At 50.1% G+C, this 22,246-nt stretch carries 23 protein-coding genes; 12 read left to right on the top strand and 11 right to left on the bottom strand.

All coding sequences use genetic code 11. The annotated features are described in order from the left end of the window. Positions 1-13: 13 nt before the first annotated feature. From fabG to ABEB26_RS06330, 10 genes are all read left to right on the top strand, one after another. Positions 14-769 (top strand): 3-oxoacyl-[acyl-carrier-protein] reductase, encoded by a 756-nt coding sequence (gene fabG / locus ABEB26_RS06375; RefSeq protein WP_345721139.1) that lies wholly within the window; start codon positions 14-16, stop codon positions 767-769. A 290-nt stretch (positions 770-1,059) separates the two neighbouring features. Continuing rightward, on the top strand, positions 1,060-2,427 hold the full coding sequence (gene accC / locus ABEB26_RS06370; RefSeq protein ID WP_012188305.1) for an acetyl-CoA carboxylase biotin carboxylase subunit: 1,368 nt from the start codon (positions 1,060-1,062) through the stop codon (positions 2,425-2,427). 19 nt (positions 2,428-2,446) lie between these two features. Then, positions 2,447-2,797 (top strand): Asp23/Gls24 family envelope stress response protein, encoded by a 351-nt coding sequence (locus ABEB26_RS06365; RefSeq protein WP_012188306.1) that lies wholly within the window; start codon positions 2,447-2,449, stop codon positions 2,795-2,797. Continuing rightward, positions 2,775-3,215: a transcription antitermination factor NusB gene (gene nusB, locus ABEB26_RS06360; protein ID WP_345721137.1), complete on the top strand. Its 441-nt coding sequence runs from the start codon at positions 2,775-2,777 to the stop codon at positions 3,213-3,215. The genes ABEB26_RS06365 and nusB overlap by 23 nt, the downstream gene beginning before the upstream one ends. A 57-nt stretch (positions 3,216-3,272) precedes the next feature. After that, entirely contained in the window at positions 3,273-3,512 is a 240-nt protein-coding gene (locus tag ABEB26_RS06355) for an acyl carrier protein (RefSeq protein ID WP_012188308.1), read from the top strand. A gap of 401 nt (positions 3,513-3,913) precedes the next feature. Then, complete coding sequence (gene tatB / locus ABEB26_RS06350) at positions 3,914-4,384, top strand: Sec-independent protein translocase protein TatB (RefSeq protein WP_345721136.1); 471 nt, start codon at positions 3,914-3,916, stop codon at positions 4,382-4,384. Beyond that, complete coding sequence (tatC, locus tag ABEB26_RS06345) at positions 4,377-5,129, top strand: twin-arginine translocase subunit TatC (protein ID WP_345721135.1); 753 nt, start codon at positions 4,377-4,379, stop codon at positions 5,127-5,129. Before tatB ends, tatC begins: the two co-directional genes overlap by 8 nt. Before the next feature lie 297 nt (positions 5,130-5,426). Beyond that, complete coding sequence (locus ABEB26_RS06340) at positions 5,427-6,986, top strand: type I restriction-modification system subunit M (protein WP_345721134.1); 1,560 nt, start codon at positions 5,427-5,429, stop codon at positions 6,984-6,986. Further along, complete coding sequence (locus tag ABEB26_RS06335; RefSeq protein ID WP_345721133.1) at positions 6,983-8,185, top strand: restriction endonuclease subunit S; 1,203 nt, start codon at positions 6,983-6,985, stop codon at positions 8,183-8,185. The genes ABEB26_RS06340 and ABEB26_RS06335 overlap by 4 nt, the downstream gene beginning before the upstream one ends. A gap of 208 nt (positions 8,186-8,393) precedes the next feature. Then, positions 8,394-11,504, top strand: coding sequence for a type I restriction endonuclease subunit R (locus tag ABEB26_RS06330; protein ID WP_345721132.1), 3,111 nt, complete (start codon positions 8,394-8,396; stop codon positions 11,502-11,504). Between the two features lie 290 nt (positions 11,505-11,794). On the opposite strand, the gene ABEB26_RS06325 is transcribed toward ABEB26_RS06330, so the two are convergent. The 4 genes from ABEB26_RS06325 to ABEB26_RS06310 all read right to left on the bottom strand — a co-directional run bounded on the left by ABEB26_RS06325 (position 11,795) and on the right by ABEB26_RS06310 (position 15,138). Further along, positions 11,795-12,871, bottom strand: a complete 1,077-nt coding sequence (locus ABEB26_RS06325) for a hypothetical protein (RefSeq protein ID WP_345721131.1) — start codon at positions 12,869-12,871, stop codon at positions 11,795-11,797. A gap of 71 nt (positions 12,872-12,942) precedes the next feature. Beyond that, positions 12,943-13,197, bottom strand: a complete 255-nt coding sequence (locus ABEB26_RS06320) for a hypothetical protein (protein ID WP_012188312.1) — start codon at positions 13,195-13,197, stop codon at positions 12,943-12,945. Between the two features lie 24 nt (positions 13,198-13,221). Continuing rightward, positions 13,222-14,709, bottom strand: coding sequence for a glutamate--tRNA ligase (gene gltX, locus ABEB26_RS06315; protein WP_345721130.1), 1,488 nt, complete (start codon positions 14,707-14,709; stop codon positions 13,222-13,224). Positions 14,710-14,850: 141 nt separating this feature from the next. Further along, positions 14,851-15,138, bottom strand: a complete 288-nt coding sequence (locus ABEB26_RS06310; protein ID WP_345721128.1) for a hypothetical protein — start codon at positions 15,136-15,138, stop codon at positions 14,851-14,853. Positions 15,139-15,492: 354 nt separating this feature from the next. Here ABEB26_RS06310 and ABEB26_RS06305 point away from each other — a divergent pair, with 354 nt between their 5' ends. Continuing rightward, positions 15,493-16,356, top strand: coding sequence for a plastocyanin/azurin family copper-binding protein (locus tag ABEB26_RS06305; RefSeq protein ID WP_345721127.1), 864 nt, complete (start codon positions 15,493-15,495; stop codon positions 16,354-16,356). A 73-nt stretch (positions 16,357-16,429) separates the two neighbouring features. On the opposite strand, the gene ABEB26_RS06300 is transcribed toward ABEB26_RS06305, so the two are convergent. The 7 genes from ABEB26_RS06300 to rpmH form a co-directional block, all read right to left on the bottom strand. Further along, positions 16,430-17,248, bottom strand: a complete 819-nt coding sequence (locus tag ABEB26_RS06300) for a dolichyl-phosphate beta-glucosyltransferase (RefSeq protein WP_345721126.1) — start codon at positions 17,246-17,248, stop codon at positions 16,430-16,432. Positions 17,249-17,501: 253 nt separating this feature from the next. Beyond that, the gene (locus ABEB26_RS06295) at positions 17,502-18,485 is read right to left on the bottom strand and encodes a hydroxymethylglutaryl-CoA lyase (protein ID WP_345721383.1); all 984 of its coding nucleotides are present in this window, start codon (positions 18,483-18,485) and stop codon (positions 17,502-17,504) included. Between the two features lie 75 nt (positions 18,486-18,560). Next, positions 18,561-19,283 carry an RNA-binding cell elongation regulator Jag/EloR gene (gene jag / locus ABEB26_RS06290; protein ID WP_012188319.1) on the bottom strand — a complete coding sequence of 241 codons (723 nt, stop codon included), beginning with the start codon at positions 19,281-19,283 and terminating at the stop codon, positions 18,561-18,563. Positions 19,284-19,316: 33 nt separating this feature from the next. Continuing rightward, positions 19,317-20,252, bottom strand: coding sequence for a YidC/Oxa1 family membrane protein insertase (locus ABEB26_RS06285; RefSeq protein ID WP_345721125.1), 936 nt, complete (start codon positions 20,250-20,252; stop codon positions 19,317-19,319). Positions 20,253-20,297: 45 nt separating this feature from the next. After that, positions 20,298-20,504 (bottom strand): membrane protein insertion efficiency factor YidD, encoded by a 207-nt coding sequence (gene yidD / locus ABEB26_RS06280; RefSeq protein WP_012188321.1) that lies wholly within the window; start codon positions 20,502-20,504, stop codon positions 20,298-20,300. Continuing rightward, complete coding sequence (rnpA, locus tag ABEB26_RS06275; protein WP_012188322.1) at positions 20,497-20,868, bottom strand: ribonuclease P protein component; 372 nt, start codon at positions 20,866-20,868, stop codon at positions 20,497-20,499. Before rnpA ends, yidD begins: the two co-directional genes overlap by 8 nt. A gap of 3 nt (positions 20,869-20,871) precedes the next feature. Further along, the gene (gene rpmH, locus ABEB26_RS06270) at positions 20,872-21,048 is read right to left on the bottom strand and encodes a 50S ribosomal protein L34 (protein ID WP_012188323.1); all 177 of its coding nucleotides are present in this window, start codon (positions 21,046-21,048) and stop codon (positions 20,872-20,874) included. Between the two features lie 246 nt (positions 21,049-21,294). On the opposite strand from rpmH, the gene ABEB26_RS06265 reads away from it, so the two are divergent. Then, positions 21,295-22,218, top strand: coding sequence for an MBL fold metallo-hydrolase (locus ABEB26_RS06265; RefSeq protein ID WP_345721124.1), 924 nt, complete (start codon positions 21,295-21,297; stop codon positions 22,216-22,218). Positions 22,219-22,246 lie beyond the last annotated feature (28 nt).

Raw genomic sequence — 22,246 nt, 5'->3', positions numbered from 1 at the left:
TGAAGGAGCAAGCATGCAACTAGATTTAACGGGTCGGGTCGCAATTGTGACGGGAGCTTCACGCGGGATCGGTCGGGCAATCGCTGAGGCGTTGGCCGCCAGCGGCGCTGCGGTGGTGGTCAATTATCGTGGTAGCGAAGCCGCCGCTGCTGAAGTGGTCGAGACGATTACTGCCAAGGGTGGCAAGGCTCTGGCGGTACAGGCCGATGTAGCTGATGCTGCCAGCCACGAAGCCTTGCTCAAAGCCACGACCGAAGCCTTTGGCCGCGTCGATATTCTGGTCAACAATGCTGGCATTACCCGTGATAACTTGTTGTTGCGCATGAAAGAGAGCGAAGTTGATGATGTGTTGCAAACCAACCTGCGTGGGGTGATGTTGCTGACCAAGGCTGTGCTGCGCCCAATGATGAAAAATAAATGGGGTCGCGTGATCACGATTAGCTCAGTTATCGGTCTAACAGGCAATGCCGGCCAAGCCAACTACGCCGCTGCCAAAGCTGGCCTGATCGGCTTTAGCAAGTCGGTGGCCCAAGAAATGGCCTCGCGGGGGATTACCGCCAACGCGATTTGCCCAGGCTTTATTGAAACCGATATGACCCGCAATGCCATGTCCGAAGAATTAATCAACAAAGCCTTGGATCGAATTCCTTTGGCACGTATGGGTCAACCTGCCGAAATTGCCAACGCGGTGGTCTTCTTGGCTTCCGATGCTGCGGGCTACATCACTGGCCAAACCTTGGCGGTCGATGGCGGCATGACCATGTATTAAATGTAATGGTTTATGAGGTTCCCTCACCCCCTAGCCCCCTCTCCCGCCCAGCGAGCGAGGGGAACTAGCTCACCAATGAATCGGTGGAGCGGTGGAATGCCCCTCGCCCGCCGCCGTGGGAGCGGGGTTGGGGTGAGGGAACGCAAAACCGACCCTGATAAAGCCCCTCGCTCGCCGTAGTGCGAGAGGGGTTGGGGTGAGGGCATAGCGACCATTGCGACCATATAAACCATTACAATGAGGCAGCAGCGTTGGAACGCTTGCTCGAACGCTTTAGCTGAGGAACCAACATGTTACGCAAAATTTTAATTGCCAATCGTGGTGAAATTGCGGTGCGGATCATTCGCGCTTGCCACGAGCTAGGCATCAAAGCGGTTGCCGCCTATTCCGAGGCCGATCGCGATTCGCTGGCGGTGCGCATGGCCGATGAAGCGATTTGTATTGGCCCGCCACCACCAGCCAAATCCTATTTGAATGCGCCAGCCTTGATTAGCGCCGCGTTGATTAGCGATTGCGATGGGATTCACCCAGGTTATGGCTTTTTGTCGGAAAACCCTTATTTTGCTGAGAGTTGCCGTGAATGTGGCCTGACCTTTATTGGCCCTTCAGCCGATTCGATTCAGCGTATGGGCGATAAAGCCTTGGCAAAGCAAGCCATGAAGTTGGCTGGCCTGCCGCTTGTACCTGGCACCGAAAACCCCTTGACCAGCGTTGAAGAAGCCCAAAGCTTGGCTGATGGTATTGGCTACCCGGTTTTGCTCAAAGCTGTGGCTGGTGGTGGCGGGCGGGGCATGCGTGTGGTCAATCAGCCCGATGAATTGGCCCGCGCCTTTAATACCGCCCGCGCTGAGGCCGAAGCTGCCTTTGGCCGTGGCGATCTGTATATGGAAAAATACTTGCCGGTGGTGCGCCATGTTGAAATTCAGATTTTGGCTGATCAACATGGCCATGCAATTCACCTGGGCGAGCGTGATTGCTCGTTGCAACGTCGCCATCAAAAAGTGGTTGAAGAAGGCCCATCGCCTGCCTTGACCCCAGAATTACGCCAGAAAATGGGCGAAGCGGCCTTGCATGGCGTGCGTGAAATTGGCTACTACAACGCTGGTACGATGGAATTTTTGCTCGATCATCAGGGAAATTTCTATTTTATGGAAATGAACACCCGTTTGCAGGTTGAGCACCCTGTGACCGAATGGCTGACTGGGCTTGATCTGGTTAAGTGGCAAATTCGGATTGCTTCCGGCGAACGCTTGACGCTCACTCAGGATGACATTAAAATACGCGGGCATGCGATTGAATGTCGGATTAATGCCGAAGATGCCGACCGTGATTTTATGCCTGCTGGCGGGACTGTCGATCTCTACTTGCCGCCAGGTGGCCCAGGGGTACGGGTCGATTCGCATCTCTATTCAGGTTATCGCACTCCTACCAACTACGATTCGATGTTAGCCAAAGTGATCGTCTGGGGGGAAACGCGGCTTGAGGCAATTGAACGCATGCGGCGAGCATTAAGCGAATGTGTGATCAATGGCATTACGACCACCTTGCCATTTCAACTGCGCATGATGAACGAGCCAGCTTTTGTGAGCGGCGATGTTGCAACGCACACCTTGGCTGATATTTTAAATCAACAGGCTGCCAAAGAAGCGACAGCATAGGGCAGTCTTGGAGAAAACCGTGAATCAACCATTTGGAACTGTGACAATTGCCCCCGATGTGCTTTCAGCGATTGTCTCGTTGACGGCGCAGGATGTTGCTGGCGTTGCGCGGTTGGGCAGTGTGCCTGGCCAACAACGTGTCGGTAGCATGTTGGGGAGCGGAACTGCTAATGCTGATGGTGTGGCAATCCGTGTTGTCGATGATAGCGTCAGTGCCGATTGCTACCTGATCGCCCAACCCGATGTCAACTTGCTTGATCTCGGCGCTCGTGTTCAATCGGCGGTAACCGAAGCATTAAACGAAATGGTCGGCATGCCGGTCAGTGCGGTTAATGTCTATATTCAGGATGTCGAGCAGAACCGTGGGTAGCCTTCGCCACCGAGTGCGTGCTGCGGCACTTCAGGCACTCTTTGAACTTGATCAAACCACCCACGACCTTGATTCGGTTGTTGCACGCATCAGTGATGATGAAATGTTCAGCGCAGAAGGTCGTGATTTTTTTGCCCGAATTGTTAATGGTGCATGGGGTAATCGTCAAGAGATTGATGATTTAATTGCTAAAATTGCCCCATCTTGGCCTGTCCACCAAATGCCTGGGGTGGATATTGCGGTGCTGCGCATCGCTTTGTTTGAAATTCTCTACGATGCGGCGGCGGATAAAGCTCCGGTTAAAGCCGTGATTAATGAAGCGGTCGAGCTTGCAAAACATTTCGGCAGCGATAATTCTGGCCGTTTTGTCAATGGCGTGCTCAGTACCGTGGTCAATAAACCTGAATCCGAGGAATAACTCGGTAATCCCTTTGATTGCCTCGGACTTATCCTTATCTATACGGAGAATCTAACAATGTCAGACTTAAACGAACGCTTGAAGAAATTGGTTGCTGAACAATTGGGCGTAGAAGAAGACAAAATTGTGCCAAGCGCCACCTTCTTGGACGATCTTAACGCCGACTCACTCGATTTGGTCGAGTTGGTCATGTCGCTCGAAGAAGAATTCGGCGTAGAAATTACCGACGAAGAAGCTGAAAAATTGCGCACCGTCGGCGACGCTGAAGCATTTATCAAAGCAAACATCCAAGAGTAATTTGTATGCGAACAGTGGACAATGCTGCAAGGTGTTCGGCCTTGCATGGCATTGTCCATTTGTTATTTGTAATGGTTGGCATCCCTCACCCCCTCGCCTTACAAGGGTGGGTTGTTAGCAATGATTGGGTGGGATTCACCATCGATTGACATGCCCTCACCCCCTAGCCCCCTCTCCCGCCCTGCGAGGAGAGGGGGAAGCGCTCCATCATGAAGGGTAGAACGCCCCTCGCCCGCCGCAGTGGGCGAGGGGTTGGGGTGAGGGAACGTTAAAACCTACCCTTGTAAGGATATGTCGAGGGTGAGGGGACGCAACGATAAACCATTGCAGTTATTTGTTGGGCTTTCGGTTAACTCTGCTTAAAGCGTTGCCCCAAGCCTGTAGCCAGTGGTCAGACGCTTATGACAATTTTTGGGATTGGCCCGTTTGAATTTGTGATCATCTTGGTGATTGCCCTGGTGGTGGTCGGACCTGAGCGCTTGCCTGAAATGTTGTTTCAAATTGGCCAGTGGATCAGCAAAGGCCGCAAAATGGTTACCGATCTGCGCAATCAGGCGCGTAACGAGCTGGGCGACGATTATGAATCGGTCGAAAAAATGGCCCGCCAAATTCGCGAACTCGACCCGCGCCGCCAAATTCAAGAGCTTGGGCGCTCGATTCTCTCCGATGATGATCGGGCGATGATCGTCGATCTTGGTTTAGATCCCAAAACAACGGCTGCGGCTAATGTGATTGACCCAACCCCCAAAGCCCCAGCAGCACGGCCTGAGATTGCCCGCCAAGCTCGTGTGATGCTCGATGACGATTTGCTTGATCAGCCGTTAGATCAAGCGTTGCGTGCGCCTGCCGCCGAGGAGCAAACCAATGGCTAGATCAACGACTGCGCTTGATGGCACCATGACTTTGCTCGATCACTTGCGTGAGTTGCGTTCACGACTCACCAAGGTCTCGATTGCGGTATTAATTGGCATGTTTGGTGGTTTTTATATTGTCAATAGCACTAGCTTTATTAAATATGTGATTTTGAGCTTTGCTGGCGAGCAGGGCGTGCAAACAACCCAAGTTGCCGAAACCTTTACCACCTACCTCAGTACAGCGCTGACGCTGGGCATTGCAGCAGCCATGCCGGTAATTATTTATCAACTTTTGGCTTTTTTAGCGCCTGGCCTGACCCGCACCGAACGCAAATGGATTTTTATCGGTTTGCCCATGGTGATTTTGTGCTTTTTGGGTGGCTTGGCCTTTGGTTGGTTTGTAACTGCCCCAGCCGCAATTAAATTTTTGATCAACTTTGGCATCGAAAATACTGGTAATTTGATCGAAAACAAGCCGCGCCTCGATGATTTTCTCTCAATTCTGACCCGCCTACTGCTAATCAATGGGATTGTGTTTGAACTGCCGATGATCATGTTTACCCTCACCAAGCTTGGCATTTTGAATCCACGCAAACTTGGTGGTTATCGCCGCTATGTTGTGCTGATCACGGTGATTGCTGCGGCAATTTTGACCCCAACGGGCGACCCTGCCAACTTGGCCTTTTTGGCGGTTCCAATGTATCTTTTGTTTGAATTTGGCTTGTTACTGGGGCGTTTGGCTCAGCCCAAGAACGCAAATTAACGCTGCCCTCACCCCTAGCCCCCTCCGTTCAAGAGTTGGTTGTTAATAATTTGGTGGGTGGGATTTGGAGTCGATTGGAATGCCCTCACCCCCTAGCCCCCTCTCCCGCAAGCGAGCGAGGGGGAACCGCTCCATCATGAAGGGTAGAACGCCCCTCGCTCGCCGCCGTGGGAGAGGGGTCGGGGGTGAGGGAACGGTACTGTGCCCCTCGCCCGCCGCAGTAGGAGCGGGGGCAGGGGGTGAGGGAACGGTACCCGTACATTCAGCAGATCACGATAGATTAGATAGGAAAGCACCATGACAAGCATCCAACAACAACGTGCCGCTCTCTATCGCCAAATCTGGCAGATTGCCAATGATGTCCGTGGCTCTGTCGATGGCTGGGATTTTAAGCAATATGTGCTGGGCACGCTGTTTTATCGCTTTATCAGCGAAAACTTTGCTAGCTATATTGCTGGTGGCGATGAGAGTATCAATTACGCCGCGCTTGCTGATGCGGTCATTACTCCCGATATCAAAGATGATGCAATCAAAACCAAGGGCTATTTTATCTACCCTAGCCAGTTGTTTGAAACTATCGCCAAAACTGCCAATACCAACCAACAGTTAAATACCGATCTTGCGACGATCTTTGGCGCGATTGAAAATTCGGCCATCGGCTACGCTTCCGAGACCGATATCAAAGGCCTGTTTGCCGATTTCGATACCACCAGCAATCGCCTTGGCAATACTGTCAAGGAGAAAAACCAGCGCTTGGCCGCCGTGATCAAAGGGGTCGCTGGGCTGGACTTTGGCGATTTTGAAGATAGTCAGATCGACTTGTTTGGCGATGCCTATGAGTATCTGATCTCCAACTATGCCGCTAATGCTGGTAAATCCGGCGGTGAGTTTTTCACCCCGCAGCATGTATCAAAGCTGATTGCCAAGCTGGCCATGCACAAGCAAACCAGCGTTAATAAAATTTATGATCCCGCCGCAGGTTCCGGCTCGCTGCTGCTGCAAGCCAAAAAGCACTTCGACGAGCATATTATTGAAGATGGTTTTTGGGGCCAGGAGATTAACCACACCACCTACAACTTGGCGCGGATGAACATGTTTTTGCATAACATCAACTACGATAAGTTCAATATTCAGTTGGGCAATACCCTGACCAACCCACAATTTCTTGGTGATAAACCCTTTGATGCGATCGTTTCCAACCCGCCCTACTCAGTCAAGTGGATCGGCTCCGATGATCCGACGCTGATCAACGACGACCGTTTTGCGCCAGCCGGGGTCTTAGCTCCCAAGTCCAAAGCCGATTTTGCTTTTGTGTTGCATGCGCTCAGTTATCTTTCCAGTAAAGGCCGCGCCGCGATTGTTTGCTTCCCGGGGATTTTTTACCGTGGCGGCGCTGAGCAGAAAATCCGTCAATATTTGATTGATAATAACTTTGTGGAAACGGTGATTGCGCTCGCACCCAACCTGTTTTATGGCACGAGCATTGCGGTGACGATTCTAGTGTTGTCGAAACATAAAACCGACACCACCACCCAGTTTATCGATGCCAGCGGTTTATTTAAAAAAGAAACTAATACCAACACGCTCACCGAAGCCCATATCGACCAGATTATGGCGGTGTTCGAGAGCAAGGCCAATCTCGCGCACTTCGCGCAATCGGTAGCCTATGAAGCCATCGCCGCCAACGACTACAATCTGTCGGTTAGCAGCTATGTCGAAGCCAAAGATAATCGCGAAGTAGTGGATATTGCCCAGCTCAATGCCAATTTGAAAATCACGGTTGCCAGAATTGACCAATTGCGCAAGGAGATTGATGCGATTGTGGCTGAGCTTGAATCTGAGGAGCTTGAGGCATGAGCTATTTAGAAAAGTTGCTGGATGGGGTTGCGGTGGAGTGGTTGCCGTTGGGGGAGGTAACAAAATATGAGCAACCAACTAAATACCTTGTTCAATCAACCAACTATAACGATGATTTTAAAATTCCGGTATTGACTGCTGGTAAAACATTCATCCTTGGTTATACAGATGAAACAGACGGAATTTATAACGCATCAGCTACCCCTGTTATAATTTTTGATGATTTTACAACAGCCCATAAATGGGTTGATTTCGATTTCAAAGCCAAATCATCGGCGATGAAAATGATTTCATCAGCAGATGAGTCTAGAACCTTATCTAAATATATTTATTATTGGCTGAATACATTGCCAAGTGAATTAGTTGACGGTGATCACAAACGTCAATGGATTAGTAATTATGCAAATAAGGAAATTCCCATCCCATGTCCTGAAAATCCAAAAAAATCGCGGCAAATCCAGTCCAAAATCGTTACGATTTTGGACGGCTTTGCCGAGCTGACCGCCGAGCTGACCGCCGAGCTGACCGCCCGTAAAAAACAATATACGTACTATCGTGAGCAATTGTTGAGTTTTGAAGATGGCGAAGTGCAGAGGAGCACATTGGGAGAGATTGGCGAATTTATTCGCGGCGGCGGATTACAGAAAAAAGATTTTACGGAAACGGGTGTTGGTTGCATTCACTACGGACAAATCTATACACACTATGGCACATACACGAATAAGACTAAAACGTATGTATCAAAAGAATTTTTTAAGAAAGCTCGTAAAGCTAAATCAGGCGATTTAGTTATAGCTACAACCAGTGAGAATGATGAAGATGTATGTAAAGCTGTTGCTTGGCTAGGGAGTGAAGAAATTGCAGTAAGCAGCGATGCTTGCATTTATAGACATAGCTTGAATCCAAAATATGTTTCTTACTTCTTTCAAACAGAACAATTTCAAAAACAAAAACGACAGTACATCACTGGCACGAAAGTACGGCGCGTGAGTGTTGATAATCTCGCTAAAATCCAAATCCCTGTTCCCTCTCTCGCCGAACAAGCCCGTATCGTTGCCATTCTCGATAAATTCGACGCGCTGACCAACTCGATCAGCGAAGGCCTGCCGCGCGAAATCGCCTTGCGCCAGCAGCAGTACGAATATTATCGCGATCTGCTATTCAGCTTCCCAAAACCATCTGAGGCCCTCACCCCCTAACCCCCTCTCCCGCAAGCGAGCGAGGGGGAACCGCTCCATCATGACGATTGGAACGCCCCTCGCCCGCCGCCGTGGGAGAGGGGATGGGGGTGAGGGAACGGCAGTGTGCCCCTCGCCCGCCGCCGTGGGAGAGGGGATGGGGGTGAGGGAACGAGACCCATTACACCTAGTTTCAAAACGACCGTTGGATACATGCAAAGGAAATCCAATGACAGACTATACAACGATCGCCGAATCAAACAACTTTATTGTGCTCGATCACTATACCAAGCAATTGCGGTTGGCCGAAAGCTACCAGAGCGAAGATGCCTTAGAGCGCGAGTTTATTCAAGATTTACAACGCCAGGGCTATGAGTATCTGCCTGGATTAACCACCTCGCAAGCCATGTTGGCTAATCTGCGCGAGCAATTACAAACCCTGAATAACGTCCAGTTTGCCGAAGCCGAGTGGCTGCGCTTTGTTGAAACCTACCTCGATAAACCCAGCGACGGCATTATCGAAACAACCCGCAAAATTCACGACGACTACATTCACGACTTTGTATTTGACAATGGTCGGATTCAAAACATCTATCTGCTCGATAAACAGACGATTGCCCGCAATAAAGTCCAAGTGATCAAACAATTTGAACAAACGGGCAGCCACGCCAATCGCTACGATGTCACGATTTTGGTCAATGGCTTACCCTTGATTCATGTCGAACTAAAAAAACGCGGCGTAGCGATTCGCGAAGCCTTCAATCAAATCCACCGTTATAGCAAAGAAAGCTTCAATACTGAACACTCGCTATTCAAATATATCCAAGTATTCGTGATTTCCAACGGCACCGACACCCGCTACTTTGCCAATACGGTGACCCGCAATAAAAACAGTTTTGATTTCACCATGAATTGGGCCAAAGCCGATAACAGCCCAATCAAAGACCTCAAAGATTTTACCGCCACCTTTTTTCAGAAAAACACCCTGCTGCATGTTCTGCTCAAGTATTCAGTCTTCGATGTGAGCAACACCCTGCTGATTATGCGTCCCTATCAAATCGCCGCCACCGAACGGATTTTGCGCAAAATCAATAGCTCCTATCAAACTAAAAACTGGAGTAGCACCGAAAGCGGCGGTTTCATCTGGCATACCACTGGCTCCGGTAAAACCCTTACCAGTTTCAAAGCGGCACGGCTAGCAACCGAACTTAGCTTCATCGACAAAGTGTTTTTTGTGGTCGATCGCAAAGACCTCGACTACCAAACCATGAAAGAGTACCAACGTTTTTCACCGGAGAGCGTCAACGGCTCCGACAGCACCGCCGGACTCAAGCGCAATCTAGAGCAAGACGACAATAAAATCATCGTCACCACCATTCAAAAGCTCAACAACCTCATGAAAAGTGAAGGCGATCTTGCCATCTACCACAAGCAGGTCGTTTTTATTTTTGATGAATGTCATCGCAGCCAGTTTGGCGAAGCGCAGAAAAATCTCAAGAAAAAATTCAAAAAGTTCTATCAATTTGGCTTTACTGGTACGCCGATCTTCCCGCAAAACGCCTTGGGAGCCGACACCACCGCCAGCGTGTTTGGCCGCGAATTGCATGCCTATGTGATCACCGATGCCATTCGTGATGAAAAGGTGCTGAAGTTTAAGGTCGATTACAATGATGTACGTCCGCTGTTTAAGGCGCTCGAAACCGAAATCGACGAGCAAAAACTCAACGCCGCCGAACATAAAGCGGCATTGCTGCACCCAGCACGGATTCGCGAAATCTCACGCTATATTCTGACCAACTTTCGTCAAAAAACGCACCGGCTGCAAACGGGCAGCAAAGGCTTTAATGCCATGTTCGCCGTCAGCAGCATTGAGGCTGCCAAAGCCTACTACCAAGCGCTAAATCGCCTCCAGAATGAGGCTGAGTATCCAAAAAATCCGCCGCTCAAAATCGCCACGATCTTCTCATTCGCTGCCAATGAAGAGCAAGATGCCATTGGCGAAATTCGCGACGAAAGTTTTGATCTGGTAGCGATGAACCCTAGCGCCAAAGAATTTTTAAGCGCCGCGATCGCCGACTACAACGCATTTTTTAAGACCAACTTCAGCGTCGATAGCAACGGCTTCCAAAACTATTACCGCGACCTTGCCAAGCGGGTGATCGCCAAAGAAATCGACCTGCTGATTGTCGTGGGGATGTTTTTAACTGGCTTTGATGCGCCGACCCTCAACACCCTGTTTGTCGATAAAAACCTGCGCTATCACGGCTTGATTCAAGCCTATTCGCGTACCAACCGCATCTACGATGCCACCAAAACCTTCGGCAACATTGTCACCTTTCGTGATCTGGAGCAAGCGACGATTGATGCGATTACCTTGTTTGGCGATAAAAACACCAAAAACGTGGTGCTTGAAAAAAGCTACAACGAATATATGCAAGGTTTCACCGATCTGATTACTGGTGAAGCACGGCGCGGTTTTATCGAGGTAGTCAGGGAGTTAGAACAGCGCTTTCCTGAGCCTGATACAATTTTTCTCGAAAAAGACAAGAAAGACTTCGTAAAGTTATTTGGTGAATATTTGCGTGTCGAGAACGTGCTGCAAAATTACGATGAGTTTGCCAGCCTTAAAGCCTTGCAACGGATTGATCTCAGCGATCCTCAGGCGCTGGAAGCCTTCAAAGCTGAGCATTATTTAAGTGACGCTGACCTAGCCGCCCTGCAAACTATCCGCATCCCCAGCGAACGGATAATTCAGGATTACCGATCGACCTATAACGATATTCGTGATTGGCTGCGCCGCGAAAGGTCTGCCGAAGAACAGCAAAAATCCACGATTGATTGGAACGATGTGGTGTTTGAGGTAGACCTGCTTAAATCGCAGGAGATTACGCTTGACTACATTCTTGAGCTGATTTTTGAGCAACATAAGAAGAACAAAACGAAAGCCGAGTTAATCGAAGACGTGCGCCGCTTGATTCGAGCCAGCCTTGGCAACCGCGCCAAAGAAAGCCTGATTGTTGATTTTATCAACCAAACCAACCTCGATGCGATTGGTGATAAGGCCACGATTATTGACGAGTTCTTTACGTTTGCCCAAGCGGAGCAAGCCCGTGAAGTAGCAGATTTGATTCAGTCGGAGGGCTTGAATGAAGCTGCGGCGAAGCGCTATATCCTAGCCTCGTTGAAACGCGAATACGCCAGCGAGAACGGCACCGATCTTAACGCGACCCTGCCAACAATGAGTCCGCTTAACCCACAGTACAAAAGCAAGAAGCAGCGGGTTTTTCAACAAATCTCGGCATTTGTTGAAAAATTTAAAGGTGTGGGTGGCCAGATTTAAGTTCCCTCACCCCCGACCCCTCTCCCACTGCGGCGGGCGAGGGGAGTATTGGTCTTGGGGTTCCCCCTCGCCTCGCTGGGCGGGTGAGGGGGCGCAGAGCCGTTCCCTCACCCCAACCCCTCTCCCACTGCGGCGGGCGAGGGGCGTTTTGGTCTTGAGGTTCCCCCTCGCTCGCGTGCGGGAGAGGGGGCTAGGGGGTGAGGGCATGACCATCGACTCCAAATCCCACCCAATCATTGTTAAAATCTACCCTTGTAAGGAGGAGGCTAGGGGGTGAGGGCATGATATCCTTAAACATGCACAATCAAACGCCCAATTTCACTAATTAATGTCAAAATGGCGATTGCCAGCGTGAGCCGACAAACCCGAATCACATAGCGTTCGAAACGGGTAATCTCTTCATCACGCGCCACGCCCTTGAGATTGACATCCTCACGCAAGGCTTGCCAAATCCAGTCGGTGGGCATTCGCACCACCAAGGGCGTGAGCGCCGACCAAACCACATAGCCGACCGCCAGAATCACCAGCGGTTGCAAATGTTGCAGGAATGAAACCAAAATAAACGAGAGCAAGGTTGTCCAGACGAACATCAACAAGGCTTTGATATAGCGCAACACCAAGCGCCGCAAACACAACGCATAGCGTACTACTGAAATTTCAGTTCGTGCTACTTCTTCAATTAACGTGCGATCCAAAAAGCCTGATAAACCCAAAGCCGTATTAAAACGATCGATCGCCTGCTGGCTGACTTGGCTTTGATTAACTCCTTGGCTGGCAAGCTGGGCTGGATCGCGGCTGGGCGGCACGATCAAGCCCTCGCTTTGCTGATAGACATGATCATAAAAAGCGGCTTCGTGACGCTCGAAAGGCAAAATAAACTCCAACAAATCGGAATTATATTGATGCTGAATCACCAACCGTTTGACTGCTGGCGCTTCGTCGGTGGAGAAAGCCAAGCCCGAAAGAATAAAACGTGGGTTAAACAATTTGTGGGTAAAGCCAGGGCTTTGGTTGGAAAAGTAGAAATAGACAATATCCTTGAGCAACAGCAAAAAGGCATACAGCGGGATGCCCAAAGTGGCGATAAACGGAATAAACAGCAAGATATACAAGCCCAAATCGGCGGTTGCCGACCATGAGAATTGGCCCGCCTGCCAGAGATTGTACAATTGCCCAATCTGGGTCAATACGATTTTGTTGATATCGCTGATTGCATCGCGAAAAAACACTGGCAACAAAATCAGCAGGCCAGCCCCATTCAAAAACACCCCAGCAATTCGGTGCATGGTCGAGATGCGCACCTCGGCACGTTGCAGAAATGCCCGCATCGCTTGACGTTCATCGCTATTTGGTTGATAGGAATCCATTGGATCTGACCCTTTAATTCAAACAGCCCCTAGCATTGCTGCTAGAGGCTGGTTCTAGTGTTGGGCGAACGCTACTCCGCACCTTCTTCGGTTGGCAGCGAGGTTGAAATATCGTAAATCAAAATCTGAACATCCAAATCGTGTTCGGTTAACAAGGCGATTGAACGTTCGCGAGTGGCATCACGAATCGCATCTTCATGGTCAGCCGGGGCATACACCCGAATCGCTAACTCATCGCTGCCTCGTTTTTTATAGCGTAACACGGCATCGGGCGAAACTCCCAAGACCAAGTTGGTCAATTCGGTTTTGGCTTCGTCAAGCGTCATTGAACATCCTCCTGACTAATCGAACTATACAGAGGCAGAGGAAAGCGCCGCAGCAGCAGTGCTGATTCGGGCGAGCGTCACAGCTTTACCTAAAACCGCCAAGGTTTCAAATAGGCCTGGCGAGGTAGTGCGCCCAGTGATGGCAACGCGAATAGGCATAAACACTTGGGGAATTTTCAGCCCAAGTTGATTGACAAAATCATGCAAGAGCTTGTCCAAACTAGGAGCATCCCAGGTTTCGACAGCCTCAAAGCTGGCTTTGACTTGGCCCAGCACTTCCACAGTTTGCGCCGGATCGCCCTTCTTTGGCACAAGCAAGGCTGGGTCGTAGCCTTGTGGGTCTACAAAGAAGAAATCGAGCAATTCAGGCGCTTCACTGAGTAATTTTAGGCGATCTTGCACCAAGGGCAAATATTCGGTAACCTTGGTCAATTCGGCAGCAGTTGGCTCAGCGCTAATTAAGCCTGCCTTGCTGAGATAGGGTGCAACGCGTTGGGCCAAATCGGCTGGAGCCATGTTGCGCAGATACACCCCATTGAAATGCAAGAGCTTATCGCGATCAAACACCCCGCCCGAGGGCCGAATCCGATTCAGATCAAAGCGCTCGATCAACTCTTCAAGGGTCATAAACTCAGTTTTATCATCGTATGACCAGCCGATCAAGGCCAAATAATTGATAATTGCTTCGGGCACAAAGCCTAAATCGATATACTCGGTGACCGACGTATCGCCGTGGCGTTTGGAAAGCTTCTTACCATCGCTGCCCAAGACTTGCGGCACATGCACCCAAACTGGTTGCTCCCAACCGAAGGCCTCGTAAATTTGATGATGAATCGGCCAGGTTGGAATCCACTCATCAGCCCGCAGCACATGGGTGATCCCCATCAAGTGATCATCGACCATGGCAGCGAGGGCATAGGTTGGGAAGCCATCGGTTTTTAACAACACTGGGTCGGGCATTTTCAAGGCAGCATTATCAAAGACAATTTCGCCGCGCACAAGGTCTTGCACAACCGTTTTACCAGTGGTTTTCAGGCTTAGCCGCACATTATAATCAGCGCCTGCGGCTTCACGAGCGGCATCGTCGATGCCTGGTAAATTGCGAAACACCAAGAGCTTTGGCTCGCCGCGAGCTTCGCGTTCGGCGTTGATCGCCGCAATCTCATCGCCTGTCGCATACGAACGATAGGCCACACCTTTATCGATCAAGGCTTGGGCGTGAGCTTGGTAAATTTCCAAGCGCTCGGATTGTTTATAGGGTGCGTGAGGACCGCCAACAATTGGACCTTCATCCCACATCAGGCCGATCGCTTGTAAAGAACTAGTTAATTGCTCTTCTGCGCCTTCGACAAAGCGCTTACGATCAGTATCTTCTATTCGTAATAAAAATTGGCCGCCAGTGTGGCGAGCCCACAACCAGCTAAATAACACGGTACGTAAACTACCGATATGCAGATAGCCCGTCGGACTTGGCGCAAAGCGCGTGCGGGCTGGTGTTGGACGATCCGACATAATACCTCCTTGCGTCGCGATTATACCATAGCCATTGCTGACGGTGATATTTACGCGCAACCCTTCTCGCTTTAAACAGCTACGCCACGTTGACAAGTAGCAACTCGTGAACGTGGCGCAACCTTGACCAGGGAGCAAACTTTAGCCAACCGCCTCGGCAATTTCATCGAAGGTAAATGGGGAACCGGCGCGGCGAGCTTCATCATTTAACATTGGCTCTAAGATCCGTTGCAAGGCCATCACGTGCGAGCATGTATTCCAGTGGGCGAAAAATTCACAATCGCAATGCCATTCGCCACTTGTCAACAACTGGACTTGATGATTGTTGCCACCACGGAAGGTAGCGCTAAACTGTTGAATTGCAATTCGTTCAGGTTCTTGGGCGTACCGTTTGGCTTTGTCGATCTTGCTAATCATATCGGAGTACATTGGACGATCCTCCTTATATAGCGAAAAACGCCGTGAGCCGTTCCCACGCCGTAGCGTTGGCACAAAAAACGACACAGGCTGATGCCTCTGCCGTGCTATCGTTAACCCAATTGTCGAATCCAATTCGCATGTGGGTGGGCCTTTCCGTTACAGGAGCCTCTTGCTGTGTATTATAACAGTGCCTGAGAGTGCGTCAAGGAACTTTTGGTGAATCTTCGTGAACATTTGGTTAGCAATTTGCTACCAGATGGGCTAGGCAAAACGAGGCTAAATTTTTGAGACCAAGCCCGACCCCTTATGCTATAATTCACCCATAAGAATGCCAACAAACAGATGCTTTTATGGAGGAAATCGATGCCTATTCGGCGCTGGACACGTCCGCTAGCGGGCGTTTTATTGGCAAGCAGCTTGGTTGCTTGCGGTGGTACTGCTGATGACAACGTGGGGGTATTTAAAGGTGTCCCCGATGTGGTTGTTGCTGGCTCAGTGAGCAATGATTTGACCATTGACAGTGCCGATGGTGCTACCTTGGCGTTTGCTAAAACCGAGTTAACCGCTGGTACGGGCGAAATCAAGGTGACCTTCAATAACAAAGGTGTGGTGCCACACAACTGGGTCTTGGTCAACCCCGGTGAAGAAGATAAAACTGTGGCTGATTCCGCAACCACCACCAATTTTGAAGCTCCAAACTCGTTATCGCATACCAAAACCCTTGATGGTGGTGGTAGCGAGACGGTTAGCTTTAATATTGCTGAACCTGGTACCTACAGCTATATCTGTACCTATCCTGGCCACTATGCCGCTGGCATGAAGGGTACATTCAATGTGGTTGCTGCTGGTGGCGGCGGGGCTGCCCCTGGTGGCGGCGGAGCTGGCCTAACCGTCAATAGCGGTGATGCTGCTAGCATGACCTTCGTCGAAACCGAATTGAGTGCAAACGCTGGTGAAGTAACGGTTAGCTTCAATAATGCTGGCACTTTGCCCCACAACCTTGCGATTGTCAAGCCAGGCGAGGAGCAAAAAGCTATTGATTCAGCTGTGGCTAACGCACCTGATTTTATGCCAAGTGCCGATACAGTGCTTGGTACGACCAAAACAATCAATACTGGTGAAACCGCCAGCGTAACTGCAAACTTAGAACCTGGCACCTATAGCTATATCTGTGCCTATCCTGGCCACTACGCGAGTGGTATGAAGGGCACACTCACCGTCAAATAAGCGTTTAAGCTTTAATCAAAACCGCGCCTGATCAACTAGATCAGGCGCGGTTTTTTATTTCGTATCGATTGGTTTAGGCAAACCAGTGGTTGGAATGCTGCGATTTGGATTTAGGTTTGGCAGGCATTGAGCTTGGGTAACGTCCACGCCAATGATTGATTTGAATTGTCATAATATCACGTAAAAATTGATAAGCATCGCGAATGGGATGGACTTTTGAGCCAGCAACATCAACCCAAGCAACCGGAATTTCAATCGTTTGATAGCCAAAAATATCGGCAATCACCAATAATTCGAGATCGAAGGCAAAACCATTGATCGTTTGGACTTGAGCAAGATGCTTAGCAACGGTGCGATGAAACAGCTTAAAGCCACATTGGCTATCGTGAATATTCAGTTTTAGCCCATGTTCGACGATCACGCGTAGCCCGGCACTCATCACACAGCGGCCTAAACTGCGTTGTTTGGTTTGGAGTAATTGCTTAGCGCGTGAGCCAATTGCAATGTCATAACTACCTAACTCCAATAAGGGCAGCATTTTATCCAACTCAGTAATCGGCGTGGCGTTATCAGCATCGGTGAATAAAATAAAATTGCCTTTCGCGGCAATAATGCCTGCCCGAACCGCATGGCCTTTGCCATGGTTGCGGGGACTTTTGATGATAGTTAGGTTGGGGTAGAATTGGGCTTCAACCAAGCTGATCGTTTGATCGCTAGAGCCATCATCGCTGACGATTACTTCCCACGAACGACCTAGGCTATTTAAGTAGTCGATGATTGTATTAATCGTTGGAATAATCCGTTTTTGTTCGTTGAAACAGGGGATAATCACTGAAAGTTCGGGGTCTTGCCCGCTGGCTGTTTGATTGTTGGCAGGTGTTGGCTGAAGCATTGTGGCAATCCCGTCAATAGTTAAATGTCGAATGCTGGCAGCATAGATCTGATAGCCCTTAGATGATATGGTCTATCAGTCCGCCCTGTTATAGCCCGTTTTGCAAGCTCCTATAATGATTCGTAGCGTTTTGCTTAGGCAAATAGGGGATGACTTTGCGCTAGCCTGTGGGTTAGGCTTGTTGGCATGGGTCTTAGAACGGGGAATTTACAACCCATCCAATTATGCTAGCAATTGGATGGGTTGTAGTTATTTAAACTGTGCGGCTAACTGGTTGAGCAAGAATTTCGGTTTCGTTCCATGGGCGCATTTTGCCACCTGGAATATGGCCACAAATGCCACCTTTGATCACTTGGCCAGGCACTTCATGGCCCAACAAGCTTTCAATTAATTTGGCACATGAAACCAATTTTGGAATATCGAGGCCCGTGTCGATGCCCATTTCGTGGAGCATATGCACGGTATCTTCGGTGCAGATATTGCCTGGCGCACCTGGGGCGAAGGGACAACCACCGATCCCGCCAATGCTCGCATCGATTCGGTCGATCCCAACTTCGAGTGCGGCGAGAACATTGGCCAAGCCTGCGCCACGAGCGCTATGAGGGTGCAAGCGTAAGGGGGCTTGGGGAAAGCGCTCGCGCAAGGCCCGCACAACCGCTTGGACTAAGCGAGGATGAGCCATACCCGTGGTATCGCCAAGCGTAATTTGGCTGGCTCCTAGTGCCAAGAGCCGTTCAGTCATGGTTACAACCCGCTCGATCGGCACATCGTTTTCAAAGGGACAGCCAAACACCACCGAAAGTACCGCCTCAAATTCAATCGAAGCTTCTTTGAGCGCTAGCGCAATATCGGCGGCAGCAGCCAGCGATTCGTTGATGCTCATGCGCACATTGCTTTGATTATGGCTCTCGGAAGCACTCAAAAAGACCTGGACTGAATCGGCTCGAGCTTCGATTGCCCGTTGTGCCCCACGTAAATTTGGCGCAATTGCGCTATAAATCACATCAGGGCGGCGTTCGATTCGCGCGAAAACCTCGGCAGTATCAGCCATTTGTGGCACATAGCGCGGGTTGACGAACGAACCAACTTCAATTTGGCGCAAGCCGGAATTATTGAGGGCATTGATCAACAGGATTTTTTGCTCGGTGGTGAGGATACGATCCTCATTTTGCAAGCCATCGCGGGGGCCAACTTCGCGGATGCTGACGGTGCTGGGCAGGGTAGTTAAGGGAATCATCATCGACTCCTTCGATATGTGTTAGCGGGCGTTGGAGTGCAACACCCGCTGAACACGAGCGCTAATCGCCATTGATTAGCGTTTTGGATAAATAACAATTTTTCGATGCTCACCTTCGCCAGCACTTTCGGTATAGACTGACGGATCGTCGCGCAACGCCATATGAATGATACGGCGCTCGAATGAACTCATTGGCTCAAGTGGCATTGGGCGGCCTGATTGGCGTACCCGTTCAGCCATGCGCAGTGCCAAGCCCTCAAGCGAATCTTGGCGACGTTGGCGATATTGGCCAATATCGATCACAACTTGCGACCAGCGCCCAGTTTGGCGATGAATCAAGACATTCAGCAGATATTGCAATGAGCGCAAGGTTTCGCCACGGCGGCCAATCATCAGGCCAGTGGTTTCTTCATCGACACCCTCGATATGCAAGGTTAGCGTATCTTCTTCATCATCGGAGCCTTTAGCCTTCTGTACAACTGGCGTTACAAAGGCATCGATGTTCATGCGGGTGAGCAACGCCTCGAGCAACTGGCGAGCGAGCGCGACAGTTTGCTCATCGGTGCTTGCTACACGGCGGCGACGACGTTTGGGTTGCTCCTCATCGTCCTCATCGCCATACTCAGCGAGCAACTCATCCTCATCATCATCGACGCTGACGCGGACAAGGGCTGAATCAGCGGTTTGCGCTAAAACCTCGATCAGAGCTTCATCTTCATCTTTGCCGAGTTGGGCGAGGGCTTGAGCCACGGCCTCGGCCACGCTTGCTGCGCGTACTTCAACTTTTTGCAACGCCATGTCCTACACGTTCCTCCGAATTATAAGCCGAGACTAGCGCCGTTTTTTCGGCTTGCCAAGCTGCGCCTTAACATCTTCAATTGCTTGTTCGGCTGCGATGTCGCTGCTACCACTATCGGCGGTAGCTCCTGCGGCGCTGACATCAACAACTGGTTCTAATTTCCCGAGCACAGCCCAAAAATCGCGGCGCTGGGGTTGATCACTGGGGGTTTCTGGTTCTTCAATCGTGATTGTAGCCGATTCTGGCAATGGTTGGTGCAAGAAACCAGTTTTTTCGGGCAAAAATGGCAAATATTTGGATAACAAGCCAAAGCCCGAGGTGAAATATTGTTGCACCAATTGAATCAACGACCCCGTGACTGAGTAAAGCGTGGCCCCTGCTGGGAATTGGAAATAGATAAAGCCAAACAGAAATGGCATAAACATCATCACTTTATTCATTGAGGCTTGCTGTGGGTCAGGGTTGCGTTGCATCGCCATCAAGGTTGTGATGAATTGGAGCGCGATCGCCAAAATGGGTAAAATAAAGTAGGGGTCGTGGGCACTGTTGACGGTCACGCCATTTTCAATCAAGGGCGTTAAGCGGGGCAACCACAAAAACTGTACTTGTGCAGCAGTGGTTTCGACTTCGGTGCCAAATAATTGAATCGCTTGCCAAACCCCAAACAAAATTGGCAATGAAATCAAGAGCGGTAAACAACCACCGACGGGGTTGGCTCCATGCTCACGATAGAGTTTCATGGTTTCTTGGGTGAGTTTTTCGCGATCTTTGCCATATTTGCGTTGCAATTCGCGCAATTTTGGCTGAATCACCATAATTTTGCGTTGCGAACGTAATTGCTTAAGCGTGAGCGGCAACATACCCAAACGAACTAAAATCGTAAAGGCGATAATTGCCCACCCCAAGTTGCCAAACAGATGGAACAGCCATTCGAGAAATGGTAAAAAGATTGGACCAAGAAAATTCATAGCCGTGTATTCCTACGTTGTTATAGCAAAAAACCCTGTGCCAGACTATGGAACAGGGTCTTCACCACCCTGTGCCCATGGATGGCAACGGGCGATCCGTTTCAGTGTCAACCATGTACCTTTGAATGCCCCATATTTCGCGATAGCTTGATAGCCATAGTGGGAACAGGTTGGCGTATAGATACAACTTGGTGGTGTATATCGCGAAAAACGCTGGTACAAGCGTATGAGTGCCAATAAGATCTTACCCATGGCGATCTTCCTGTGATGGTTGTTCACGATCATGCCATAGCTGCGCTTGTTGCAGTAAACGCGAAACGGCCTGCTGAATCTGCTCCCAGGCCGCTGTGCGAAATCCCGCTCGTACAATAAATATCACATCCCAACCTGGGCGAATTTGATCGTAGACCAAACGTGTTGCTTCGCGCACTTGGCGTTTGTAGCGATTGCGTTCGACGGCTGTGCCCAGCGACTTGCGAACGACAATGCCACAACGAACGCGATTGGCCCGCGCTGGTGCGACGCTCAAGACCAATAGTGGATGTGACCATGTACGACCGCCTTCGCGAACGCGGCGAAAATCGCGTGGCGAGCGAAGGCGCTGTGAACGTTGCATTATCTAGCGATGACCGCCTGGGCCTGCTGGTCGGCGTTTGTCGCTAACAGTTAACTTCCAGCGGCCACGTTGACGACGTGCTTTCAAAACGGCGCGGCCTGTGCGAGTTTGCATGCGCTCCAAGAAACCGTGAACACGGCGGCGCTTGATGCGTTTTGGTTGCCAAGTTCGTTTTGGCATTGTGCGAATCCTCCGGTGTCAGACGAAACAAAAGCGCGTGCTCGCGCTTCTGTATAGATAAGACAAAATTGATAGCACGCCGCCATGGACGCGCTGTAGCTTATCTATTATAGCCTGACCGTCTAAACCATGTCAAATTGCATCACTCGATGCCTAACAGTTTGTTGTTGTCAAATAGCTAGGCTTGCGATTTGCTGAATCAGGTAGAATAGCGATGAATTGATTTTGTAACGCAATCGGAGTGCAATGATGCAAGTTCCGCTCACCCAACTAAGCGATCATATCGCCATGATCGATAATGGCCTGCTAACAACCGATGGTTTTGGCGCAACCTATGTGATACAAGGCGATCAGGTTGCCTTGATCGAAACTGGTACATCATTAACTGCTGAGGCAACTTTAGCTGGTTTGCAACAATTGGGCATTGATCCTGAAGCAGTTGAGCACATTCTCTTAACTCATGTGCATATGGATCACAGCGGCGGCGCAGGAATGTTGACTCAGCATTTGCCCAATGCTAAAGTTTATTTGCATTCAATGACCGCTGAACATTTGGTCGAGCCAAGCCGCTTAATGCGCAGCGTCGAACGCGCGGTTGGTCAGATGTGGCATGTCTATGGCACGATGCAGCCAATTGCTGCCGAACGAATGGTTGCCGCCGAAAATCTAAACCTGAATCTTGGCAAGGGGATTAGCTTGCAAGCAGTGCCAACGCCTGGCCACTCGCCCGATCATCTGGCGTTTTGGGAAGCCCACTCGGGCACAATGTGGGCTGGCGATTCAATCGGTATTTTAATGAGCACCTATGATTTAAATATGCCAGTTACCCCGCCGCCAGCCTTTAATTTGGCCGATCAACTGCAAGCCTTCCGAACCTTGGCCCGCTATCCAATTCGCCAATTGTTGCCTTCGCACTTTGGCCCAACTGTGGCAGTACCAGCCTTGGCAATTGAAGAAATGCATGAACGCTTAGTCAAAATTGTGCGCGATGTGCGTGATCATTTGCATTTGGCTGAATTGCCAGTTGAGGCGATTGTTGAACGAGCGCTACCGACCAACGAGCCAGTTTCGCCAGCGCTGAATTTGGTGTTGTGGGGTAATTTGTCGATGAGTGTACGTGGCTTGAAACTGTTTTTCGAACGCAACCCGCAGGCTGTTGAATTAATTTAAATGTTAAAACGCAGGATCAGCCTGATCC

Origin of the sequence: Herpetosiphon gulosus, assembly GCF_039545135.1 — a bacterium.
In the GTDB taxonomy this organism is placed as follows: domain Bacteria; phylum Chloroflexota; class Chloroflexia; order Chloroflexales; family Herpetosiphonaceae; genus Herpetosiphon; species Herpetosiphon gulosus.
The sequence above is the reverse complement of the archived record's forward strand: the minus strand, read 5'-3'. Positions and strand labels throughout refer to the sequence as shown.

Excerpts from the sequence above, each read along its gene's own strand:
- fabG (WP_345721139.1), top strand. The coding sequence starts at position 14 with ATGCAACTAGATTTAACGGGTCGGGTCGCAATTGTGACGGGAGCTTCA.
- accC (WP_012188305.1), top strand. The coding sequence starts at position 1,060 with ATGTTACGCAAAATTTTAATTGCCAATCGTGGTGAAATTGCGGTGCGG.
- nusB (WP_345721137.1), top strand. The coding sequence starts at position 2,775 with ATGTCGAGCAGAACCGTGGGTAGCCTTCGCCACCGAGTGCGTGCTGCG.
- ABEB26_RS06355 (WP_012188308.1), top strand. The coding sequence starts at position 3,273 with ATGTCAGACTTAAACGAACGCTTGAAGAAATTGGTTGCTGAACAATTG.
- tatB (WP_345721136.1), top strand. The coding sequence starts at position 3,914 with ATGACAATTTTTGGGATTGGCCCGTTTGAATTTGTGATCATCTTGGTG.
- tatC (WP_345721135.1), top strand. The coding sequence starts at position 4,377 with ATGGCTAGATCAACGACTGCGCTTGATGGCACCATGACTTTGCTCGAT.
- ABEB26_RS06340 (WP_345721134.1), top strand. The coding sequence starts at position 5,427 with ATGACAAGCATCCAACAACAACGTGCCGCTCTCTATCGCCAAATCTGG.
- ABEB26_RS06335 (WP_345721133.1), top strand. The coding sequence starts at position 6,983 with ATGAGCTATTTAGAAAAGTTGCTGGATGGGGTTGCGGTGGAGTGGTTG.
- ABEB26_RS06330 (WP_345721132.1), top strand. The coding sequence starts at position 8,394 with ATGACAGACTATACAACGATCGCCGAATCAAACAACTTTATTGTGCTC.
- ABEB26_RS06325 (WP_345721131.1), bottom strand. The coding sequence starts at position 12,871 with ATGGATTCCTATCAACCAAATAGCGATGAACGTCAAGCGATGCGGGCA.
- ABEB26_RS06320 (WP_012188312.1), bottom strand. The coding sequence starts at position 13,197 with ATGACGCTTGACGAAGCCAAAACCGAATTGACCAACTTGGTCTTGGGA.
- gltX (WP_345721130.1), bottom strand. The coding sequence starts at position 14,709 with ATGTCGGATCGTCCAACACCAGCCCGCACGCGCTTTGCGCCAAGTCCG.
- ABEB26_RS06310 (WP_345721128.1), bottom strand. The coding sequence starts at position 15,138 with ATGTACTCCGATATGATTAGCAAGATCGACAAAGCCAAACGGTACGCC.
- ABEB26_RS06305 (WP_345721127.1), top strand. The coding sequence starts at position 15,493 with ATGCCTATTCGGCGCTGGACACGTCCGCTAGCGGGCGTTTTATTGGCA.
- ABEB26_RS06300 (WP_345721126.1), bottom strand. The coding sequence starts at position 17,248 with ATGCTTCAGCCAACACCTGCCAACAATCAAACAGCCAGCGGGCAAGAC.
- ABEB26_RS06295 (WP_345721383.1), bottom strand. The coding sequence starts at position 18,485 with ATGATTCCCTTAACTACCCTGCCCAGCACCGTCAGCATCCGCGAAGTT.
- jag (WP_012188319.1), bottom strand. The coding sequence starts at position 19,283 with ATGGCGTTGCAAAAAGTTGAAGTACGCGCAGCAAGCGTGGCCGAGGCC.
- ABEB26_RS06285 (WP_345721125.1), bottom strand. The coding sequence starts at position 20,252 with ATGAATTTTCTTGGTCCAATCTTTTTACCATTTCTCGAATGGCTGTTC.
- yidD (WP_012188321.1), bottom strand. The coding sequence starts at position 20,504 with ATGGGTAAGATCTTATTGGCACTCATACGCTTGTACCAGCGTTTTTCG.
- rnpA (WP_012188322.1), bottom strand. The coding sequence starts at position 20,868 with ATGCAACGTTCACAGCGCCTTCGCTCGCCACGCGATTTTCGCCGCGTT.
- rpmH (WP_012188323.1), bottom strand. The coding sequence starts at position 21,048 with ATGCCAAAACGAACTTGGCAACCAAAACGCATCAAGCGCCGCCGTGTT.
- ABEB26_RS06265 (WP_345721124.1), top strand. The coding sequence starts at position 21,295 with ATGATGCAAGTTCCGCTCACCCAACTAAGCGATCATATCGCCATGATC.